The following is a 20326-nucleotide window of genomic DNA, read 5'->3' as shown; positions in this document are numbered from 1 at the left end:
GTACGCATCCCGCCATGCCGCCCCTCGATCTGCACGTCGCCTTGTTCGGCGCCTCCGGCGCCGGCAAGACGGTCCTCCTCGCGGCCTTCTACCGGGCGCAGACCCAGCCCTCGTTCCAGCAGGAGTACGCGTACAAGATCCAGGCGGTCAACAAGGCGCAGGGCAACCAGCTCCTCGGGCGCTTTTACCGCCTCGAAGACGGCAGGTTCCCGGACGGCAGCACGCGCTTCGACGAGTACGAGTTCGATTTCTTCCCGAGGGACCTGCCCGAGCCGGCGCTCCGCATCCACTGGTACGACTACCCCGGGCGCTGGTGGGAGGACGAGCCGGTCGACGCGGAGGAGCGGGAGGCGATGCGTCAGGGCCTGCTCCGGCTCGGCATGAGCCAGGTGGGCATCCTCCTCGCGGACGGCGCGAAGTACCGGAACGAGGGCACCGGGTACATCCGATGGCTCTTCGAGCATTTCGCCGACGAGTGCGACCGGCTGCGCCGGGCGAGCGCCGCCACGGGCGACGAGGTGAGCTTCCCGCGGGAGTGGATCCTCGCCCTCAGCAAGGCCGACCTCTTCCCGCCGGACTACGCCGCGAGGGACTTCGAGCGCGAGGTCTGCCGGGACGCCGACGATCAGCTCGCGAAGCTCTGCTCGGTGCTCCGCGCGGAGCACGCGTTCGGACACCGCTTCATGCTGCTCTCGTCGGTCGCCGCCCCGGTCGACGCGCAGGTCGACCCGGGGACCTCGCTCGGCGTGCGCACCCTCGCCCCCGCGATCCTCGTGAGCACGGTCGAGGGCGCGGTCCGGGAGGCGCAGGCTGCGAGAAAGGAGAGGTCGACCGGAGAGACGTTCTTCCAGGGCCTGCGCGATCTCGTGCAGTTCGTCGACTCCCTCGACGACTTCCTCCCGAAGCGATACCAGATCGTGAGCAAGATCCTGCGGTTCATCTCGATCAAGGACTTCGCGACCACGCGGCTCGACCGGCTCAAGAAGGTGCGCGAGGACGCGATCCGGAAGGGCGACACCTTCACGGCGGTCCTGACCGCCATGGTCGCGGCCCTGCGCGACGACGAGGGAGCCCGCGCCTACCACCAGAACCAGTAGGGTCGTCATGCTCGTACGCGCGCCGCTGCCCCTCGTCGAGACATCGCGCCTCCTCTGGAGGACGCGCGGCGAGCACTGGGATTACGAGCTCATCTGCGTTCCCGAGATCCCGGCGCTCCCCGCCTGGCTCACGACGCTCGAGGCCATGATCGGCGACGCCGACGCGGGCGCCGGAGAGCTCCGCTATGGCCTGCTCGAGATCGACGGGCGCGGGCCGGAGGAGCCGCGCGCCTATCCCTACGTGGCGGCGCGGTTCCTCGATCCGGCGCGGAAGGACTGGACCGGACGGCAGGTCCAGCACTTCGCGGTCTGGTTCCCTCCGGTCCCGCCGGAGGCGGTCGAGTCGCTGCCCGGGGCGGTCCCCGCCGACTGGCACCTTCGCGTGCTCGACGGGCTCGCGGGGACGTACGGCTCGGGCGAGGTGTTCGGGCTCCCCGAGGCGGAGATCCGCGCCTGGAAGCGGAGCCATCAGGAGAGCCGCGCGGCGACCGCGCTGGCGATCGTCAAGCGCACGCCTCCGGTGGCGCTGCTCGGCAGCGAGGCCCTGCCCGCGCGGTGGAAGAGGGGGCCGACCGTAAAAAAAAAGTCCCAGGAGCCCCCGGGCGCGGTGGGCCTCGTGGTGGCGGGAGCAGGCCGTAGCGGCGAGGGCCGGCGATTCGGCTGCTTCACGATCGGCGCGATGATGCTCGTCGCCTTCTGTCAGCTGATGGTCGCTTGCGGGGCGAGCTGAGGCGGTTTGGCCCGCGAACCCGCGAACGTGGGGCGAGGGCACATCGAGCTCCTGCGGTCTATCGAGACCGGCAACAGCGATCCTCGACGCGGACGGAGGTGATCGCTACAGCTCGTCAATTCGCGATGTGGCGCGGTGATCGACGACAGCGGCTCACGCGGTGTCCTGTCCTCTCGACCGGAGGCCGCCGCGCGCGCCCGTCCTTCACAAAATTCGCGCGTCCGCCGTCGGCTCGTCGGCCCATCGCCTTCGCAGGGCAGGACGCCGCGGCACGCTCGATCGCGGCGTCTCAGCGCTTGCGCGGAGGCGCTGAGCGTGACAAGCCACGTGGCATATCGCAGACGCGGCGTGACGTTCTGCGCCACATCCAGAGGACGCAACGCGGCCAGATGCACGCGGGCATGCGCGACGGCGCATCCGGTGCGTCCCACGCAATGAGCATATCGCTCTCGAACGTAACTGTCACGGACAGCTTCGCTCCCCCGTAGCCGTCAGCCAGCTCGCCCCGGCTCCCGGTGTCCCTGTCCTTGGCTTGCCCGCTCCGCTCCCGCCGGGACGGGCCGCCGCGCCGCGAGAGGCGCGCCGCTCAGGAAAATCGCTCAGGCCGGACGCGGCGAGCGGAACGTCTTTGTGCTCGCGTCGCGGCCACCCCGGAGGGGGCGAATATTTCACTAGCAAAGCAGTGCTCTGCTCGACTTCTGCGCTCGCTCACTGCACCTGATCAGTGACGACTCGACCCTCGTTCGAGAACGGAGGCATGTGTGTTGTTGGACCAGCGGTTTGTGAAGACCTGGATCGGAGCCTTGTTCGCGCTCGTCTCCGCTCGAGCTGGAGCCACCCCGGTCTCGGACATCTCCGGCCAGGCTGGTGCTGAGTGGGGATTTCACCCTTCCGCGGTAGAGGTAGAGAGCGCCGGGTCCGCGGGTTTCTGCAGTCTTGATGCGCCCGACGCCGAGCCGCCTCTCGTGGCAGACGAGGCGACGGGGCTCGCCTGCCCCGATTACGCCACGGAATCTCCGCTCTGCACGGGGCCTTTCTGCCCCGCCAGCGGCGTCTGCTTGGGGACCAGGACGCTGCACGAGGACTTGAATGCTTGCCAGGGGGCGCGCTGCTGCCTGCCAGGATCTGTTGACCCGGACGGCGTGGTCGACGTCCTTCCCTACCTGGCGAGGCCGGCGGAATGGCCGTTCTCCGCCGACGCCTCCGTCGACCACAGCACGAGCGTCGACGACAGTCCGGGCATCGCGAGGGCCATCGAATGCGCGGCGTCGCTGAGTGCCCGCAGGCGCACCGTGGCCTTTGCTGCGGGGCGTTACGTGCTGCGCACTCCCCTGCGGCCTCACTACGACGCGCTGACCCTGGTGGGGCCGGAGCTGTCTCCCGACGCCGACCCAGGCGATCCCGGGACCGCGACCCTTGTGGCGATTCCCTGCAATCCGGAGCAGTACCCCGGGGCGATCCAGGTCAGCAGGGTCATCAGGCGGGACGGGACCGTCGTCGAGGCGGTCAGGGGGCTCTGGATCCGCAACCTGCAGATCGCGCTCACGGAGGGACCACGCAAGACAGCCAACGGCGGCATCCAGCTGAACACCTGCTCGGACTGCAGGGTGGAGAACGTCATCATGCGGTACTCGCCCCTCGTGCCCCAGCTGCCTGCCTGCAAGCCACGCAACCTGGACGGCATCGGCTTCACCTGGGGCACCGGGGGTGTCATCCGGAACGTGATCGTGGACGGCGTACCGAAGGGCGGCATCTATCTGTCCTCCATCGCCGGGTACCACGACACGCCGCCCATCCTCGTGGAGAACTGCGAGATCAAGAACATCGACGGCCCGCTCGGCGCCACCGCGTTCAAAATTGTCACCGCGAACGTGACCGTGCGCAACTGCGAGGTTCATCACAACATGATCCATCCCGGCAACGGCTCCAGGACGGACAATGGCGGACACGGCCTGTGGATCTCCACCCTGCCCCGCCGAAGCCCCGAGATCCCGAGCGCGGTGGCGGAGAACGTGCTGGTCGAGGACAGCTACTTTCACCACAACGGCGGCGCCGGCGTCATGCTGGCGAGCGGCGTCGAGGAGGACCGTCCGACGGGGATCCGGATCAAGAGGGTCAGGTCCGCTTACAACGGGACCCACGGCGTGCACGTCGAGGCGGGCACCGGCGTGACGCTCCGGGACATCTGGTCCTGGGGAAACGGGTACTACGGCGTGTTCCTGACCTCGCGGACGACGCTGCCCGCGAGCTCGGTCCGGGTAGGAGATGTGACCCTGGAGGATCCGCTCGTCTTCAACAATATTCTACGCCACACGTCAGGTTCCTATCCCGGCATCAGGATCGAGGCTAGCGACGTCACGATCCGCGGCGGTACGGTGGCCCGGTGCGAGCCCTCGCGCGGGAGGCAATCGCGATCGATCCAGCAGCAATGCTGGTTGACGGGGCCGGCTGGCGCCCAGGTGCTCTTTCATCCGGAAGACAACGTCATCTCGGGCGTGAGCACCTATGGCACGAGCGCGCCGGAAGTGCTGAGTTGCCCTTATTGATGAGCGGCTCGAGGTCGCCTCCCGAGGGCCATGAAGACCGAGGGGGAACGACCATGACGGACGGGGAGTGGTCAGGCAGAGACGGTCACGCAGAGAATGGATGGGAGCGAACCTCGTGAACCAGGCGAGATCGCGATTGACGTCGGGCACCTCGACCGCCTCCTCACGCGCCATCGTCCGCATGGGCCGGCGCCGTTTCGCCCTCTTCATCTCCACGCTGCTCGCCGCCGCCGGCCTCGCGGGGCACGTGATCCGCGGCCGGGCCGCCACGCCGCTCGACCGGTTCCTCGCCCTGTCCACGGTGCTCACCGGGGTGGGCGACCTCGCCCGGGACCACGCGCAGATCTACCTCGACTGCCTCCTCGCACGTCCGGAGCAGGCCGCGGCGCTCGAGGACCTCTATGCCAGGGCGGGGCTCGCCGGCGACGCTCCGGCGTGCACCCTCGATGAGCTGACCGCGCGGGGCGTCTTCGCCGACAGGCGCCTGCGGGCGCTCGCGGACGAGATCCTCCTGCTCTGGTACACGGGCGAGTACGACGCGGCCGACGGGCGCGCGCTGGCGACCTACGAGGGCTCGCTCGCGTGGAGATCGCTCCCTTACGCCAGCGCGCCGGGCACCTGCGGCGGGGCGATGGGGTTCTGGGGAGAGCCGCCCGCGGGATGAGGCGTCGGCGCGCGCTGCCGCCGCCCGGAAGGAGCTCTGTATGGGGGACAGGCTGCGAGCGGATGTGGTCATCGTGGGCGCGGGCATCGCGGGGACGCTGGCCGGCTACCGGCTCGCGAAGGCGGGCGCCAGGGTGCTTGTGCTGGAGTCGGGGCCGCGGGTCGACCGCGACAAGGCCGCCAGCGCGTTCCGGAGCGCCGTGGTCAAGACGCTGGAGGCCCCCTTTCCGCGCTCCGTGGCCGCGCCTGCGCCGCGCGAGCGCGCTCCCGGCGGGTACTACGTGCAGGAGGGCCCGGATCTCTTCAAGAGCACGTACCTGCGGGTCGTCGGCGGGACGACCTGGCACTGGCTCGGGACCGCCCTCCGCTTCCTGCCCGACGATCTCCGGATGAAGACCCTTCATGGAGTCGGCGTCGACTGGCCCATCGCGTACGACGCGCTCGAACCCTGGTACGTCGAGAGCGAGATCGAGATGGGCGTGGCCGGCGACGACAGCCTCGGCTCGCCGCGCAGCACGCCTTACCCGCTGGCGCCCATCCCCCACAGCTACTCGGATCTGCGCATCGCCGACAGGATCTCGGCCCTCGGCTATCGGGTGACCGCCACGGCGCAGGCGCGCAATAGCGCCGCGTACGACGGCCGGCCCGCGTGCTGCGGCAACAACTCCTGCATCCCGATCTGCCCGATCGTGGCCCGCTATGACGCCTCGGTGCACGTGAAGAAGGCCGAGCTGGCCGGCGTGCGGATCGTGGAAGAGGCCATCGCCACCGCCGTCGGCGTCGGCCCTGACGGACGCGTGTCACGTGTCCTGTTCAAGCGCCCGGACGGCACCGAGCACGAGGCCTCGGGCAAGGTCTACATCGTGGCGGCGCACGGGATCGAGACGCCGAAGCTGCTCCTGATGTCCCGGACCGACGCGCTGCCGGACGGGGTCGCGAACCGGAGCGGCCAGGTGGGGCGCAACCTCATGGATCACCCCATCCAGCTGAGCTGGGCGCTCGCCGGGGAAGCGCTCGGGCAGCCCCGCGGACCGCTGTCGACGGGGGGAATCGACGTCACGCGGAACAGCGCCTCTCGGGGGGTGCGCGCCGCGTTCCGGGTGGAGCTCGGCAACAGCGGGTGGCAGTGGCCGATCGGCGGGCCGGGGGTCGCCGCGGCCGATCTCGTGCGCAAGGGTCTACGTGGCAAGCAGCTCGCTGCCGAGCTCGCGTGGCATTGCACCCGGCAGCTCTGCGTGTCCAGCCTGATGGAGCAGCTCCCCGATCCCGACAACCGCGTCACGCCCGCCTTCGATCAGCGCGACGCGCTCGGGTTGCCGCGGCCGCGCCTTCATTACCGGGTCGACCCCTATACCCGCGACGGCATGACGGCCGCGCGCGCGGTCCACGACCGGATCTTCGATGCGCTCGGGGTCACGTTCCGCGAGCACCGGCTCGAGCACGAGGGCGCCGGGCACGTCATGGGCACCTACCGGATGGGCGCCGACCCGAGCGCCTCGGTGGTCGACCCGGACCTGCGCGCGCACGACCACGACAACCTCTACCTGCTTGGCAGCGGCGTCTTCCCCACCGGCGGCGCCGTGAACCCCACGCTCACCATCGCCGCCCTCGCGCTGCGCGCCGCGCATTCCATCGCGACCGCGCTCGGGCGCTGACCCCGGGCGTCGAGACGCGCCCCTCTCAGCGCCCGCCCTCGCCCCGCCGCAGATCCTCGAGCAGCGCCTCCACCACCCCCTCCTCGTGCACCGCGCGCCGCTCCTGGCGCATCGCCGCGCCGAGCTCGTCGTCCCAGAACGCGGGCATCGCGGAGCTGCTCGGCCGCGTCGACGCAACAGCCGTGCCGGCGCGGCTCTCCTGCACGACAGGAGGGTATCCTGGCGCGGCCTGCGCATCGCTGGGAGGATCGGCGGAGCATGGCGAAAGAATCGAGGATCGCGATCTATGGCGCCATCGGCGCCAACGTGGCGATCGCGGCGGTCAAGTTCATCGCCGCCGCCGTGACCGGCAGCTCGGCAATGCTCTCCGAGGGCGTGCACTCCGTCGTCGATACCGCAGACGGGCTCCTCCTCCTGCTCGGCAAGCACCGGAGCACCCGACCGCCTGACGCCGATCATCCGTTCGGCCACGGCAAGGAGCTCTATTTCTGGACGCTGATCGTCGCCATCATGATCTTCGCCGCAGGCGGCGGCGTCTCGATCTACGAAGGGATCTTGCACCTCTTGCACCCGCGCCCGATCGAGGATCCAACGTGGAACTACGTTGTCCTCGGCGCAGCGGCCGTCTTCGAGGGAACGTCGCTCGCCATCTCGGTCCACGAGTTCAAGAGAAAAGCAGGACAGGGCTACCTCGCGGCAATGCGGTCCAGCAAGGACCCGACGACGTTCACGATCGTCCTGGAGGACTCCGCCGCGCTCGCCGGGCTCGCCATCGCCTTCCTCGGCGTCTGGCTCGGGCACCGCCTGGGAAACCCCTATCTCGACGGGGCGGCGTCGATCGGTATCGGCCTCGTGCTCGCGGCGGTCGCGGTCTTCCTCGCCAGCCAGAGCCACGGGCTCCTCGTGGGGGAGAGCGCGGACAGGGAGCTCCTCGCCGCGGTCCGCGCGCTCGCCGAGGCGGATCCTGGCGTGTCGGCGGTGGGGCCGCCAATGACGATGCACTTCGGTCCGCACGATGTCCTGGTCGTGCTTCGCATCGAGTTCGACTCCGCGCTCACGGCCTCCGGGGTGGCGGAGGCGATCGAGCGCATCGAGGCGCGGATACGGAGCCAGCGACCCGATGTGAAGCACATCTACGTCGAGGCCGGGTCGATCCGCCGGCGCGCGGGGCCATGACGCGTCCGTGGAGCGACCGCTCGCGGCCTCCGCCATCCTCGGCGGCGCCCGGGCTCAGGTAGCCTTGCCTCGCCCTCGCAGCAGGGCGCGCCTGGCGGGCAAACCGCGCAGACGTCGTCCTTCGACGTGAGGTACACAGGTTGCAAGTCGTCGTGCCGTCTCGCGAGGTCCGGGAGCGCCTTCGCGTCCAACCTCGCGCTGGCTGGCTGGGGAGGCGCCGAGCGCGCCAGGAACACCCCCTGGATCCCCGCCGCCGTGGCGGCCAAAGCGGCCGTCGAGGCGGCCGTGTCCGGATGGCTCCTCGTCCAGATGCGAAGGCGGGAGAGGGCCTGGTGCGCGTACTGCCTCGTCGCCATGGCGGCCAACATGGCCGTGTTCGCGCTCTCGCTCCCGGAAGGGTGGGCGGCGCTGGGGAAGGCGCGAGCGCGCTCGTGACAGGACGGCGCGGTCGTCGCGCCCATGATCTACGTCCGGGTGGTGGCCGGATTTGAACACGAAGGCGGGAAGGCGGGAAGAAAAGATCAATGATCTTCCTGGTAGAGTAGCCCCCGGACCCGTCGGTCCGGGGGGCCCTCGCCAGATCCGGACAAGGAGATTTCCACCATCCGGCTCTTCCGCCGAGAGGGGGGCTCAGCGCCGATTTCGCGTCCAGGGGGGCACGAGCGAGCCGAAGGCGCCGTGCGAGCGGCGCTCAGCCAAGAGAGTGCGGTTTAAACTACAATTGGCTGACGCCCAGAGCGTCACGAAGGCGCACGCCCCCCTTACCGCCCACGATCATTTCGGCTGGTTCCATGCTCAATTGAGCGAGCGGGCGAGCTGCGAGCACGCCGGCACGTGCAGGGTCGTGCCCCGACCCGACCGGGCCAATCTTCCCGGAGCGAGGATCAGCGCGCAGCGCAGCCACGGCGTTCGCCAGCTCGCCAAGTGCGGAACGTGCTCCAGCACATAGCGGCGCATCAGGTTGGCCGTCAGCAGCTTCAGCAGCAGCGCGGCATGATTGGCGTTGAAGCAGTGGCTCGGCACGCGACCGCACCCCCACCCGTGCTTGAGCTCGCCAATGAGCGGCTCGATGCCCGCGCACAGGTCATACCGCGCCGCGACGTCTTCCGGCGCTTCGACCGGCTCGTTGGTCAAAAAGACCTGTACCGTGTAGTCGAGCCCCTCCCAAAGGTAGATCTGTTTGCCATTCTCCCGGTCGCGTGTGCGTACGGCGATGCATCAAGGCGCTGCAATCCCCCGCGCCATCGATCCGTACGTAGATGGCCGCGCTCGGAGCTGCGGCGCGCGCGCGTTCAATGCACTCCTCGACGAAGGGCACATCGGCTTCGCCGAAGCTCGTGTCGCCCGGTCGCAGCTTGGCTCCGACGATGGCGTCGGCCTCGGCGATCCGCGCCAGGATCGGATGATAGCTCGGCCGGCCGTGGTAGCGCGGGTTCGGGCCCGGCCGCGCCCCCTCCTGCATTCCGAAGAGCGGCTCCACGGTGGTGTCGACGTCGATATGCACGAATCGGTGCTTTCGGCGAGCAACCAGGGCAAGCCCGTGAGCGACGACCATGCTGTGCAGCGCCTCGAGCGCATCGTCGTCGAAGCGGCACAGGTCGCGGTCGACGGTGTCGATACTCGGGGCTCGCGCCGGCGCACCTTGGAGGTGCTCGGCGTGTGCCTTCGTTTGGTCATAGCAACCCGGACGGGTCGTCACGCCGAGCCTTTCTTTCAAGGCGTTCCTTTTACTGCGCCGGATTTCTCACGCCCCGGATCGGATTTCTGGGCGCGAAATCCACGTTTTATTACTCGAGCGTCCTCTGGCAGGCTGTCGGGTTCTCGGAGCGGAGCTCCCTCGCCATCACGGTCATCACCGGCGTCACCAACATCGTGACCACCCTCGTCGCCATCGCGACCGTCGACCGCGTCGGGCGCAGGCCGCTGCTCGTCGCGGGCTCCATCGGCATGGCGCTGACGCTCGGCACCATGGCGGCCGTGTTCGGCGCCGCCGGCGAGGACGCCGCGGGCAACCCCGTCCTGAGGGGTGCCGCCGCCGTCCTGAGGGGTGCCGCCGGCGCTGTCGCGCTCGTCGCGGCCAACCTCTATGTCTTCTGCTTCGGGGCGTCCTGGGGTCCGGTGACCTGGGTGCTGCTCGGCGAGATGTTCGAGAACCGCATCCGCGCCCTCGCCCTCTCGGTCGCGGCGGCCGCGCAATGGCTGGCGAACTTCCTCGTGACCGCGACCTTCCCCGCGCTCAAGAAGGCCGGCCTGGGCGTCGCCTATGGGCTCTACACCGCCGCCGCGGCGGCCTCGCTGGTGTTCGTCGTCGCCTTCATCCCCGAGACGAAGGGCAAGGAGCTCGAGGAGATGTGATGTGCGCCGTCCGTGGACGGCTATCGCAGCGAGCGCGTCTCGGTCGGCACCCACCTTCCGAACCACTCGAGGCCGGGGTGCCTCACGTAGGCTATATAGCCGAACAGCGCGAACAGCGCCGCCGAAGCCGCGAGCAGCGCGCCTGCTGCGCGCCTCGCCAGCGCGGACCTGTCCATCGCCGGAGCGAGCAGCAGTCCGAGGCCGCTCGCGCCGTACATCGCCGCGGCGAGCGCCGGGTTTTGCGTCATCCCGTGGCGCGCGATGGCCAGCGCGAGCACCAGGTTGGTGAGGCCCCCGAAGGCCCCGAGCAAAGGCCCCGAGCGCCAGCGCCGCCGCCGCCGTGACGAGCGCAAGCGTGAGATAATTGATGTACATGGATTCCTCACCGTCGTGCGAGCTGGTCGTCGCCGAGCCAGCGCCCGACGCTGCCGAGCCGCGCCTGAGAACGTAGCGCCGGCGTATGCGTGCCGGCAGCGCGGCGACGCCCCCGGAGATGCGACGTACGTCAGCCAGGCGTGGGCACGTCCGCGTCCAGCCGGTCGAAGCAGCGGAATGGGTCCTCCAGCATCTCGCGCACGGTGCGCGCCAGCACGCTCGCGTGGAGGCCGTCGATGAAGCGGTGATCGAACGTGGCGCTCACGCGCATCACCTTGCCGGGCACCACCTTGCCGTCCTCCACCACCGGCTCGTCCCTCACCGCGCCCGGGACCACGAGGACCGGCGTCCGCGTGTAGGGCACGAGCGGCACGTAGGCGTTCTCCAGGCCGAGCGAGCCGATGTTGGTCACCGTGACCGCGCCGAACGGGTCGCGGGGCAGCCCCAGCTTCGACAGGTCCAGGTTGAGCGTGTACATCATGAACGAGAGCAGGCGCAGAAAGGCGTTCATGAAGAGAAACGGGATGTGCCGGATCGCGCGCTTCGTCTCTTCCACCGCCCTGTCGCGCCGGTGGCGCGCGCGCTCGATCGTCCGGTCCAGTTCGTCGACGATCTGCACCAGGCTCTTCTCATGGGCCCGTTCGATCGTGGTCACGGTGAGGTCCACCTCGCCGTCGCCGCCGACCGCCTGCACGACCAGCACCGAGACGGTGACGCCGCGCCGGAGGTAGATCTTGTTCCAGCGCAAGATCGCATTGGCGTCGGGGCAGCGGCGCAGCGCCTCGGCGCAGGCCTTGGTCACCAGGTGAGTCACCGTGAGCCGGCGGCCGGTGCTGTGACGGAACGCCTTGATGTAGTCGAGCGCGCGATCCATGCGCAGGGTGAGCGTGCCGTACACCGATGGATCGTACGCGGTGTGCCAGGTGCCGATCGCCAGCTTGCGGAAGCTGGAGATTTCCTGTTTGGGTACGAGATCGAGGTTGGGCATGGTCCACCCCGCCATGGCCCCACGGGCTGCATGGCTCGGGCCATCGAGGCGTGCGGCGCGTCCCGGCTCGTCGTGCGAGCGGAGCAACGGCGCCGGGGAGTCAGCATCCAGCGCTGCTCACCGCGCCTCCTGCCCGGCCTCGCCGGTCGCGCCGTGCCCGCCTCGAGCGCGGGCGGGTCGCCCTCGGGCAAGCCGAGCTGGCGTGCCGGAGCAGCCGCCGGACAAACGAGGCATTCGGGACCGAGCGGGCGGGACGGCTCCGCCCGCATCGTCTCAGCAGGTGGACTGGACTACTGCGGCTGACGGGCCAGCAGGCCGATGATGGGGAGAGCCAAGAGAATCGAGAAAGCAATCCCCATCGTCCAGCGCACCCACCGCTTCTGCGGATTGTTCACCCAGTAATACAGCAGCAACGACAGGAACAGGGACTGCAGGAGAACCTCTGGAAGCCCCCTGAGATGGACCCATGCCGGTAATGTCGTATAGAGCATCCCCTCGATCGAGCCCGGAGCTGGTCCGAACGTGCCGAGGATGCCTATCGCCACCAGCGTGCTCCACATCACCAGCCGGCCGCTCTTCGTCCCGAAGAACGGCTCGCGCAGCATGTAGAAGACTCCCCCGAACACGATCCCCCTGATGGGCTGAAACAGCGGTCCCGCCATCACCCAGGGATCGCTCGTCGGCCGCATCAAGAGGTTCAGGCTGGACTCTGCAAAGAACCGCGTGTAATCGAGCAGCGACGACGCCAAAAGGCCCACGATCGTGTATGTGACAGAATGGGTCACGACCGTCTTGACCACGATCTCGAGAAGCGTTGGTCGCGCTGGGCTCACGGCATGCCCCCTGTGAGACGAGGTTGTGGACACTGTGTTGTGTCGATGGTTACAGTTGCACGATGTGGTGATCGCGGTCACACGATCGGCATCGCTTGAGGATCTCGTGCTGCTGGCGAGCCGTCCCGAGCGTGCAAGGCGCGCCAGGTGCCAGGGGGCTTGACGCCGCGCTCCACGTGAAACGTGGTGGTCCGTATCCGTATTTCCGTATCGCCATGTTGATATTGCAGGGCACGTGCCAACGACGGCCCCGGCCACATCACGCCACGCCCAGGCTACCTGACCCCGGCCGTGCGGAGCACGCAAGCCTGGTTTCCGTGCCCAACTCCCGGCCCGGGGAACCCGCGCGGGGACCTCCCGCCGGACTTCATCGAGATCTGGCGCGGCGGCGTCGCCGAGGAGCCGCAGCGGCGGTCATGGGCAGCGAACCTGCAGTTCTTGCGTCGACGCGAACGAAGCGCGCAGGTGTTTCACCAGCAGTGTCCGGACACTCCGTGGTGCCATCGCCGCGGCGGCGTCGCGCGATGCGATGGATCAACAGGCACGCGCTTCGGCGCTAGGTCAGCGGCAGCGTGAACCGGAAGGTCGTCTTCCCGGGCGCGCTCTCCGCCCAGATCCGCCCCCCATGGGCCTCGACGAGCCCTCGCACGATGTAGAGCCCGAGGCCCAGCCCGGCGGCGCCTCCGGCCTTCGCCTCGCGCGTCCGGTAATAGCGGGCGAAGAGCCTCGGCAGCTCGTCCGGCGCGATGCCCTTCCCCTCGTTCTCGACCGCCACGAGCACCTCCCCGCTCCGCCGTTCCACCTCGATCCTGATCGGCGTCTCGGGCGCGCCGTACTTGGCCGCGTTGGACAGCAGGTTGGTGAGCACCTGCTCCAGGCGCCCGGGATCGGCCAGAAGTGGCGGGACCCCGTCCAGCACCTCGACGTCGACCCGATGTCCCCTCGTCGCGTCCGCCGTCCGCTCCACCGTCGCCCGGATGAGCGCTGGCAGATCGACCTCGATGCGCCTGAGATCCAGCCGATGCGACTCGAGGCGGGAGACGTCGAGCAGATCGTCGATCATCCGGTTGAGCTGCATCGCGCTGGCCAGGATGTGCTGCGCCTTGTCGCTGCATTGCTGTTGCTTCGAGAGCACGGCGGCCTTGAGGACGATCGTGGTGATCGGCTGACGCAGGTCATGGGCGATGACGCTGGTCCACTCCTCGCGCATCCGCGCGAGCTCCTTCAACGGGCTGATGTCCTCGCCAGCGACGATGGCGCCCGTGATCTTCCCCGCGCCGTCGCGGAGCGGCGCGGCGGCGACGAGGATGGTCCGGTACGAGCCGTCCGCCGTGGCGACGAGGAGCTCCTCGCCGGGGATCGTCTCGCCACGCATCGCCCGGCTCGACGGCAGCTCGTCCAGCGTGAGGGCGGTGCCGTCCGGGCGCCGCACGCGACCGACGTGCTTGCCCCGCTCCGGCACGCCCCCGGTGAGCTCGCGCGCGTGCGGGTTGGCGAGCACGCGCTCTGGGTCGTTTCGATCGATGAGCAGGAGCGGGATCGGCGCGCTGTCGAAGACGGTTCGCAGCGTCCTCCGCTCGGCGTCCAGCTGCGCGAGCAGGCGCTCCCGCTCCTCCTCGGCCCGCTTGCGCGCCGTCACGTCCTCCACCTGGGCGATGTAGTGAATGGGCTCGCCGTCCGCGCGGCGCACGACGGAACCGTGCAGGATGACGGGGATGACCCTTCCGTCCTTGTGGATATACCGTTTGGCGAGCTGATAGCGCGGGATCTCACCGCAGCGCAGCTGCTCGACCAAGCCCACGTCGGTGTCCACGTCGTCGGGGTGGGTGATGTCCTGGAAGCGGAGCTTCGAGAGCTCGTCGGCCGCGTAGCCCACGATCTCGCAGTAGGCGCGGTTGACGCGGATGAACCGTCCGTCGAGCGCGATGATGCCCTTGCCGATGGGCGCGTTCTCGAAGCTGAGCCGGAAGCGCTCCTCGCTCTCGCGGAGCGCCTGCTCCGTCTGCTTGCGCTGGGTGATGTCGCGTCCCTCGGGAATGAGCATCACCACCCTGCCACGGTCATCGGTGATGGGCTTGATGGAGAAATCGATGCACCGCCGCCCGCTCGCTCCGATCACATCGAGCTCGTCCCGCACGAGCCGGCCCGCCGCGGCCTCGGCGACCGCGGCGCGGACGCGCGCCTTGTGCTCGAGACTCCACCCCGGCAGCTCCCAGAAAGGACGGCCGATCGTCTCTGCCTCCGTGGTCCCGCAGAACTCGAGAACGGTGCGGTTGTTCTCGAGGACGATGCCCTCCGGCGAGAGCAGGCCGACGAACTGGAGGGTTTCATCGAAGATCGCCCGAAAGCGCTGCTCGCTCTCGCGGAGCGCCCGCTCCTGGTGCTTTGTGCGTTGGAGCTCCTGGGCCATGCGGCCCGAGGTCCGCGCCCGTGATAGCGCGAACGCGGCGTGCTGTCCGAGCAGGGCCGCCGCACCTTCATCCTCCTCGGTGAACGTGGCGGCGCTGATCTTGTTGGCGAGGTACAGGACACCGACGAGCTGCTGATCCTGGAGGAGGGGTATCCCAAGGAAGCTCTTGAGCGGTGGGTGCTCGGGAGAGAAGCCATCGAAGCGCTCGTCTTCGCAGAGCTCCGGGAGGCGCAGCGGCGTCCTGTCTCGGTGGACCGCCTGGAGTCGCCCGCGCGGGCGGGGAGCTTGCGCCGACGATCTCTCCCACTCGGCCGTGGCGCTGCTGCAGATCCAGAGATCGAAGGGCGCGTCGTCGCCGGCGTAGACACCGAGGGCCGCGTACTCCGCGCCAGCGATGTCGCGCGTCCGGTCCACGATGCGCTGGAGCGCCGCCGGCAGATCGAAGCTGTCGCCGATGTCGGCGGTGGTCCGCTGGACCGCCTCGATCCGGGCGTCGGCGCGCGCCTTTCCCTGGCGCGCGAGGGCGCTGTCCAGGCCGATCGCGAAGAGCGCGGCAAGCGCGCCGAGATCGACGCCGGCGCGGGGGTAAGGGTGGGGCAGGCAAAAGGAGAGGACGCCGAGGCAGCGCTCGCGGACGCAAAGGGGCATCGATACCACGCTCTGTGCGTCGGTCCGCGCGCAGAGGTCACGCGTCATGGATGGCCCTGGATCGAGGGAGCGCACATCGGTCATCACCTGAATCCGACCCGAGCTCGCCGCCCATGCATCGAGCAGCGGCGCGCCCCGCGCCACCCGCGCGAGGCAGAGACGGATGTCGGCGGGCAGGTGGCGGTGGGAATGGATCCCGAGCTCGCCGGTGTCCTCGGAGGTCAGGAGCAGGTAGGCAGCGCGCGCGCCAAGCTCCATCGCCTGGTCGAGCAGGAGCCCGGAGAGCTCGTTGAGATCGGCTGCGCGCGCCACGCGGAGCGCAGCGCGCTCCACGAGCTCGCCCGGCGCAGGGCGGGGCGCGCAGCACCCGCCCTGGCAAGGCGAGGCCCTGTAGACGACCGCCTCGTCGTGGCCGCTCGACGCTTCGATCTCGATCTCTTCTGGCGACATCGTACCCTTCCCTGATCGGTCGATTGTTGCACGAGGGCCACGCTGCCTGAAGCGCCAGCGTGGACACGCCGATGGGGATGACTTCCCCGCACGCCGATCTGTTCATGCTCGCCGGCGACAGGAGCTCGGCGCGGCGCTCTGAGCAGCTCGCCCCGGCCGCTCTCAGCAGCGCATGCTCAGCGCGCGCACAGCTGGCTATCCCACCATCGCCCCGCGGACCCGGGGCTTGCTACTTGCTACTCCGTTCGCGAGTGCCGAGGCCCGCGGAAGTGAGTCGCTCGTCTCCTCCTGTTCCTCCTCTCGCCGCGGCCGGACAGGCAAAGCCGTCGCGCGGCGCCGGTGAGATCGTCCCGGCCGACTGCATCTTGCTCGGCGCAGACAGCCTCTCGATCGACCTTTCGATGCTCACGGGCGAGACGGCCCCGGTCGAGCGCGACGCCGCGCCGATCACCTCGCCGGGCCGAGGCGCGCAGGAGCTCACGCTCCCGAGCCTGCTCCCGAGCGGCGCGTCCGTGGTGACCGGCGCGGGCGAGGCGCTCGTGTTCGCGACGGGCGCGGAGAGCGCCGCGGGCAAGATCGCCAGGCTCCTCGAGCAGGGCGGGCGCGAAGGCTCGCTGCTCGAGCGCCAGGTCGCGCAGCTCTCGCACGTCACCGCGGCCATCGCGGTGATCGCCGGCGCGGCCACGCTGGTGCTCGCGCAGGCGTTCCACCGCGTCGGCCCGCTCGGCGCGCTCACGTTCGCGATCGGCGTGATCGTGGCGCTCGTCCCCGAGGGGCTGCTCCCGACGCTCAGCGTGTCGCTCGCGATCGGCGCGCAGCGGATGGCGGCGCGCGGGGCCCCGGTGCGGCGCCTCTCCGCGGTCGAGGTGGTCGGGTCGGTGACGACCATCTGCACGGACAAGACGGGAACCCTCACGCAGAACGCGCTCTCGGTGCGCTGCTTCATCCCCGCGCACGGCGCGCCCCTGGACGCGGAACAGGCGGCGCGGGTCGCGGCCGCGCTGTGCAACAACGCGCGCCCGGCGCCGGCGGGCGGCGATTACGAGGGCGATCCGGTCGACGTGGCCCTCGCGCGCTGGGCCGCGACCGGCGGGGTGGAGCTGACCGAGGCGCGCGCCCGGTGGCCGCGGATCGCCGACACCGCGTTCGACGCGCGCCGGCGCTACATGGCGGTGACGTGCGCGGAAGGCGGCGCCACGCGGGACTTCGTGAAGGGGGCGCCCGAGGCGGTCGTCGCGCTGACCGGCGCACCGGCGCCCGCAGGTCTCGACGAGGCGGTGGTGAGCGCGGCCGAGCGCGGTGAGCGCGTCCTCCTGCTCGCCGTGAAGGCGGCCAGCGGCCCGCTCACGTGCCTGGGCCTCGCCTGCCTGCACGACCCGACGCGGCCGGAGGTCCCCACGGCGATCGCCGCGTGCAGGCGCGCGGGCGTGCGGGTCGTGATCCTGACAGGCGATCACCCCGCGATCGCCCGCTCGGTGGCCGCCGCCATCGGGCTGGATGCGGCGGATCGCATGGTCGAAGGGCCCGAGATCGACGCGATGGACGACCGGGCGCTGCTCGAGCTGCTCCAGGCCGGCGCGAGCCTCGCGCGCACGACGCCGGAGCAGAAGCTGCGGGTCGTGCAGGTGCTGCGGCGGTCCGGCGAGGTGGTCGTGGTGACTGGCGACGGCGTGAACGACGCCCCCGCGCTCCGCGCCGCCGACGTCGGCGTGGCCATGGGCCTGCGCGGCACGGAGGTGGCCAAGCAGGCGTCGGACATCATCCTGTCCGACGACAACTTCGCCACGATCGTGGCGGCGATCGAGGAAGGCCGGGCCATCAAGCAGAATATCCGCCGCTTCGTGAGCTATGTGTTCACGAGCAACGTCGCAGAGCTCGTCCCGTTCCTTCTCTACATCTTCTTCCCGATCCCTCTCCCGCTCGCGATCGTGCAGGTGCTCGCGATCGACCTGGGGACCGACGTGCTCCCTGCGCTGGCGCTCGGCGTGGAGCCGCCGTCGCCCGCGAACTTGCTGGTGCCTCCGGAACCGCCCCGAAAGCCGATCCTCACCCGGGCGCTCGGGCTGCGGACTTTCTTCCTTTACGGGACCGTTGAGGCACTGCTCGGCGTTCTGGCGTATTTCGGCTTTTATTGGGCGCACGGCTGGAGGCCATTCGACTCGCTCGAGCCGTTTCGCGGGCTGGAGCGAGAGGCGGCGACGATGACGTTCGTCGGGATCGTCTCGGGTCAGATAGGGTGTCTGTTCGCGCAGCGCGACGGGCCCCTCGGGAAGCGCCTCGCGTTCTGGTCGAACCCGTGGGTAGCCGCGGGGCTCTCGATCGAGGTCGCGCTGACCATCGCCCTCATCTACGTGCCGGGGCTGAACCGGCTCTTCGCAATGGTCCCGATAGGATCGGCGTGGCTCCTGTGGCTGCCCGGGGGCGCCGCGGTGATGGCGCTCGCCGATGCGCTGCGGCGCGCCGTGCTGGCGCACGGTCCGCTAGTCATGCCTGGCGCGGTCCGGAGCTGCTCGGGCCGCCCGCCGGCGCGCCGGCGGCGGCCGCCTCGAAGTGAGCGGTGACGTGGTAAACGCCGGCCTGGAGATCGAGGCAGAGGCGCAGGCCGCTCTTCTCGAGCACCCGCATCATCGCCTTGTTGGTGAGCAGGACGTCCGCCTCGAAGCCCGAGATCCCCCGGGCTCTCGCGATCTCCGCCATCCGCCGCATGAGCAGGGTCCCGACCCCCTTACCCTGCCACTCGTCGCGGACGACGAAGGCGACGTCGGCCAGGTTGTTCTTCTGATCGACGTCGTACCGGGCCATCCCGATGATGGTCTCGTGCTCCGGGCCGGCGCAGGCCACGATGGCCATGTTCTGATCGTAATCGAGGTTCACTAGCTGCTGCATCTCCTCGTGAGGGTGCTCCCGCTTGTGGCTCATGAAGCGGCGGTAGGTGCTCTCGTCCGAGAGTCGATAGAAGAGGTCCTGGAGCGCGGACTCGTCGGAGAGCCGGACCGGCCGGCAGAGCAGCTCCTCGCCCGACGGCAGGCGCGCGGCGCGCGTCTCCTGCCAGGGGTAATCCGCGCGCGAGATGACCTGATCGACGAATACGTAGCGGCGCTGCTTGGCCGCGGCGAGGAGGTCGGCGCGGTGGTCGGGGTGGGCGATCTCGATGAGCGCGAGCGCGCGCTGCCGGATGTTCCGGCCCCAGAGATCGGCGACGCCGTGCTCCGTCACCACGTAGTGCACGTCCCCGCGGCTCGTCACGATGCCGGCGCCCTGCTCGAACGCCGGCTGGATCCGGCTGATCTTGCCGTCCTTCGCGGTGGATCGGAGCGCGATGATCGGCTTGCCGCCGCGGCTCCGCGCGGCGCCCCGGATGAAGTCGACCTGGCCCCCGATGCCGGAGAAGAAGCGGCCCATCAGCGTGTCGGCGGCGACCTGGCCGGTCAGGTCGACGGCGAGGGCCGCGTTGATGGCGACCATCCTGTCGTTCCTGGCGATCGTCAGCGGATCGTTGGTGAAGGCGGACCCGCGCATCTCGATGACGGGGTTGTCGTGGGCCCAATCGTAGAGGGCGCGGCTCCCGAGGAGGAACGACGTCACGAGCTTCCCTGGCAGGAGGGTCTTCCTGCGGCTCGTGATCACGCCGCGCCGGACGAGATCCATCATGCCGTCGGAGAGCATCTCGGTGTGGACGCCGAGGTCGTTCCTGCCGCCGAGCGCGGCGAGCACGGCGTTCGGGATCTTGCCGATGCCCGTCTGGAGCGTGGCGCCGTCAGGCACGAGCGACGCCACGTGGCGGCCGATCGCGCGGTCGATCTCGTCGAGCGGCTCGGCCTCGCGCTCGGGCAGCTCGCGGTCGACCGGGACGAGGTGGGCGATCCGGTCCACGTGCAAGAACGAGTCTCCGTGGGTGCGGGGCATTCGCGGGTTGACCTCGGCGAGGATGAGATCGGCCGCGTCGACGGCGGCGCGGACGATATCGACGGAGACGCCGAGGCTGACGAAGCCGTGGGCGTCCGGGGGGCTCACCTGGATGAGGGCCACGTCGATGCGTACCCGGCGCGACAGGATCAGATCCGGGATCTCGGAGAGGAAGACCGGCATGAAGTCGGCGCGCCCCTCGTGGATCGCCTCGCGGACGTTCTGGCCGATGAAGAACGCCGTGTGACGGAAGCGCCGCTCGAGACCGGGGCGGACGTACGGCGCGGGGCCCTCGGTCATCAGGTGGACGATCTCGTTGTCGGCGAGGTGGTCGCCGGACTCGACCATTGCGTTCACGAGATCGCTCGGCTCTGCGGCGCCCGAGCCGACGAGGATGCGGCGCCCCCGCGGGATCGCGCGGATTGCTTGCTCGGCGGTCGTGATCTTGTCGGCGAAGCGTGTTTGCCAGTCCGTGACCGTTCGCTGCATGGTGC

The 20326-nt window shown here is 69.8% G+C and carries 14 protein-coding genes and 2 pseudogenes; 9 read left to right on the top strand and 7 right to left on the bottom strand.

Annotated features, from left to right (window positions below; all coding sequences use genetic code 11):
* Window positions 1-14: 14 nt before the first annotated feature.
* From WMF28_RS16115 to WMF28_RS16095, 5 genes are all read left to right on the top strand, one after another.
* The gene (locus WMF28_RS16115) at window positions 15-1097 is read left to right on the top strand and encodes a hypothetical protein (protein WP_437603122.1); all 1083 of its coding nucleotides are present in this window, start codon (window positions 15-17) and stop codon (window positions 1095-1097) included.
* A 7-nt stretch (window positions 1098-1104) separates the two neighbouring features.
* The gene (locus WMF28_RS16110; RefSeq protein ID WP_437603121.1) at window positions 1105-1827 is read left to right on the top strand and encodes a hypothetical protein; all 723 of its coding nucleotides are present in this window, start codon (window positions 1105-1107) and stop codon (window positions 1825-1827) included.
* A gap of 1142 nt (window positions 1828-2969) precedes the next feature.
* Window positions 2970-4373 (top strand): right-handed parallel beta-helix repeat-containing protein, encoded by a 1404-nt coding sequence (locus tag WMF28_RS16105; RefSeq protein WP_437603120.1) that lies wholly within the window; start codon window positions 2970-2972, stop codon window positions 4371-4373.
* A 100-nt stretch (window positions 4374-4473) separates the two neighbouring features.
* On the top strand, window positions 4474-5037 hold the full coding sequence (locus WMF28_RS16100) for a sugar dehydrogenase complex small subunit (RefSeq protein ID WP_437603119.1): 564 nt from the start codon (window positions 4474-4476) through the stop codon (window positions 5035-5037).
* 40 nt (window positions 5038-5077) lie between these two features.
* Entirely contained in the window at window positions 5078-6691 is a 1614-nt protein-coding gene (locus tag WMF28_RS16095; protein ID WP_437603118.1) for a GMC family oxidoreductase, read from the top strand.
* 25 nt (window positions 6692-6716) lie between these two features.
* Here WMF28_RS16095 and WMF28_RS16090 read toward each other — a convergent pair whose 3' ends face one another.
* Window positions 6717-6896 (bottom strand): DUF2399 domain-containing protein, encoded by a 180-nt coding sequence (locus tag WMF28_RS16090; protein ID WP_437603117.1) that lies wholly within the window; start codon window positions 6894-6896, stop codon window positions 6717-6719.
* Between the two features lie 53 nt (window positions 6897-6949).
* Between WMF28_RS16090 and WMF28_RS16085 the strand changes: the two genes are divergently transcribed.
* Together WMF28_RS16085 and WMF28_RS16080 are read left to right on the top strand one after the other, a co-directional pair.
* Window positions 6950-7867, top strand: coding sequence for a cation diffusion facilitator family transporter (locus WMF28_RS16085; protein WP_437603116.1), 918 nt, complete (start codon window positions 6950-6952; stop codon window positions 7865-7867).
* Window positions 7868-7993: 126 nt separating this feature from the next.
* Entirely contained in the window at window positions 7994-8302 is a 309-nt protein-coding gene (locus tag WMF28_RS16080; protein ID WP_437603115.1) for a vitamin K epoxide reductase family protein, read from the top strand.
* A 360-nt stretch (window positions 8303-8662) separates the two neighbouring features.
* Here the strand turns inward: WMF28_RS16080 and WMF28_RS16075 are convergent.
* Window positions 8663-9491: pseudogene (locus WMF28_RS16075) on the bottom strand (transposase); the annotation flags it as partial.
* A gap of 137 nt (window positions 9492-9628) precedes the next feature.
* Between WMF28_RS16075 and WMF28_RS16070 the strand changes: the two are divergent.
* Window positions 9629-10222: pseudogene (locus WMF28_RS16070) on the top strand (MFS transporter); the annotation flags it as partial.
* Between the two features lie 20 nt (window positions 10223-10242).
* On the opposite strand, the gene WMF28_RS16065 reads toward WMF28_RS16070, so the two are convergent.
* From WMF28_RS16065 to WMF28_RS16050, 4 genes are all read right to left on the bottom strand, one after another.
* The gene (locus tag WMF28_RS16065) at window positions 10243-10575 is read right to left on the bottom strand and encodes a DUF981 family protein (RefSeq protein ID WP_437603114.1); all 333 of its coding nucleotides are present in this window, start codon (window positions 10573-10575) and stop codon (window positions 10243-10245) included.
* A gap of 152 nt (window positions 10576-10727) precedes the next feature.
* Window positions 10728-11585: a 2-oxo acid dehydrogenase subunit E2 gene (locus WMF28_RS16060; RefSeq protein ID WP_437603113.1), complete on the bottom strand. Its 858-nt coding sequence runs from the start codon at window positions 11583-11585 to the stop codon at window positions 10728-10730.
* 290 nt (window positions 11586-11875) lie between these two features.
* Window positions 11876-12385 carry a hypothetical protein gene (locus WMF28_RS16055; protein WP_437603112.1) on the bottom strand — a complete coding sequence of 170 codons (510 nt, stop codon included), beginning with the start codon at window positions 12383-12385 and terminating at the stop codon, window positions 11876-11878.
* A gap of 589 nt (window positions 12386-12974) precedes the next feature.
* Entirely contained in the window at window positions 12975-15926 is a 2952-nt protein-coding gene (locus WMF28_RS16050) for a PAS domain S-box protein (protein WP_437603111.1), read from the bottom strand.
* A 269-nt stretch (window positions 15927-16195) separates the two neighbouring features.
* Here WMF28_RS16050 and WMF28_RS16045 point away from each other — a divergent pair, with 269 nt between their 5' ends.
* Window positions 16196-18487 (top strand): cation-translocating P-type ATPase, encoded by a 2292-nt coding sequence (locus WMF28_RS16045; protein WP_437603110.1) that lies wholly within the window; start codon window positions 16196-16198, stop codon window positions 18485-18487.
* Here the strand turns inward: WMF28_RS16045 and WMF28_RS16040 are convergent.
* Window positions 18411-20321 carry a GNAT family N-acetyltransferase gene (locus WMF28_RS16040; protein WP_437603109.1) on the bottom strand — a complete coding sequence of 637 codons (1911 nt, stop codon included), beginning with the start codon at window positions 20319-20321 and terminating at the stop codon, window positions 18411-18413. The two genes, WMF28_RS16045 and WMF28_RS16040, sit on opposite strands and share 77 nt — an antisense overlap.
* Window positions 20322-20326: the final 5 nt, after the last annotated feature.

This window comes from Sorangium sp. So ce590, from assembly GCF_051521365.1.
Classification (GTDB): domain Bacteria; phylum Myxococcota_A; class Polyangia; order Polyangiales; family Polyangiaceae; genus Sorangium.
This window is presented reverse-complemented; position numbering and strand designations above follow the sequence as displayed.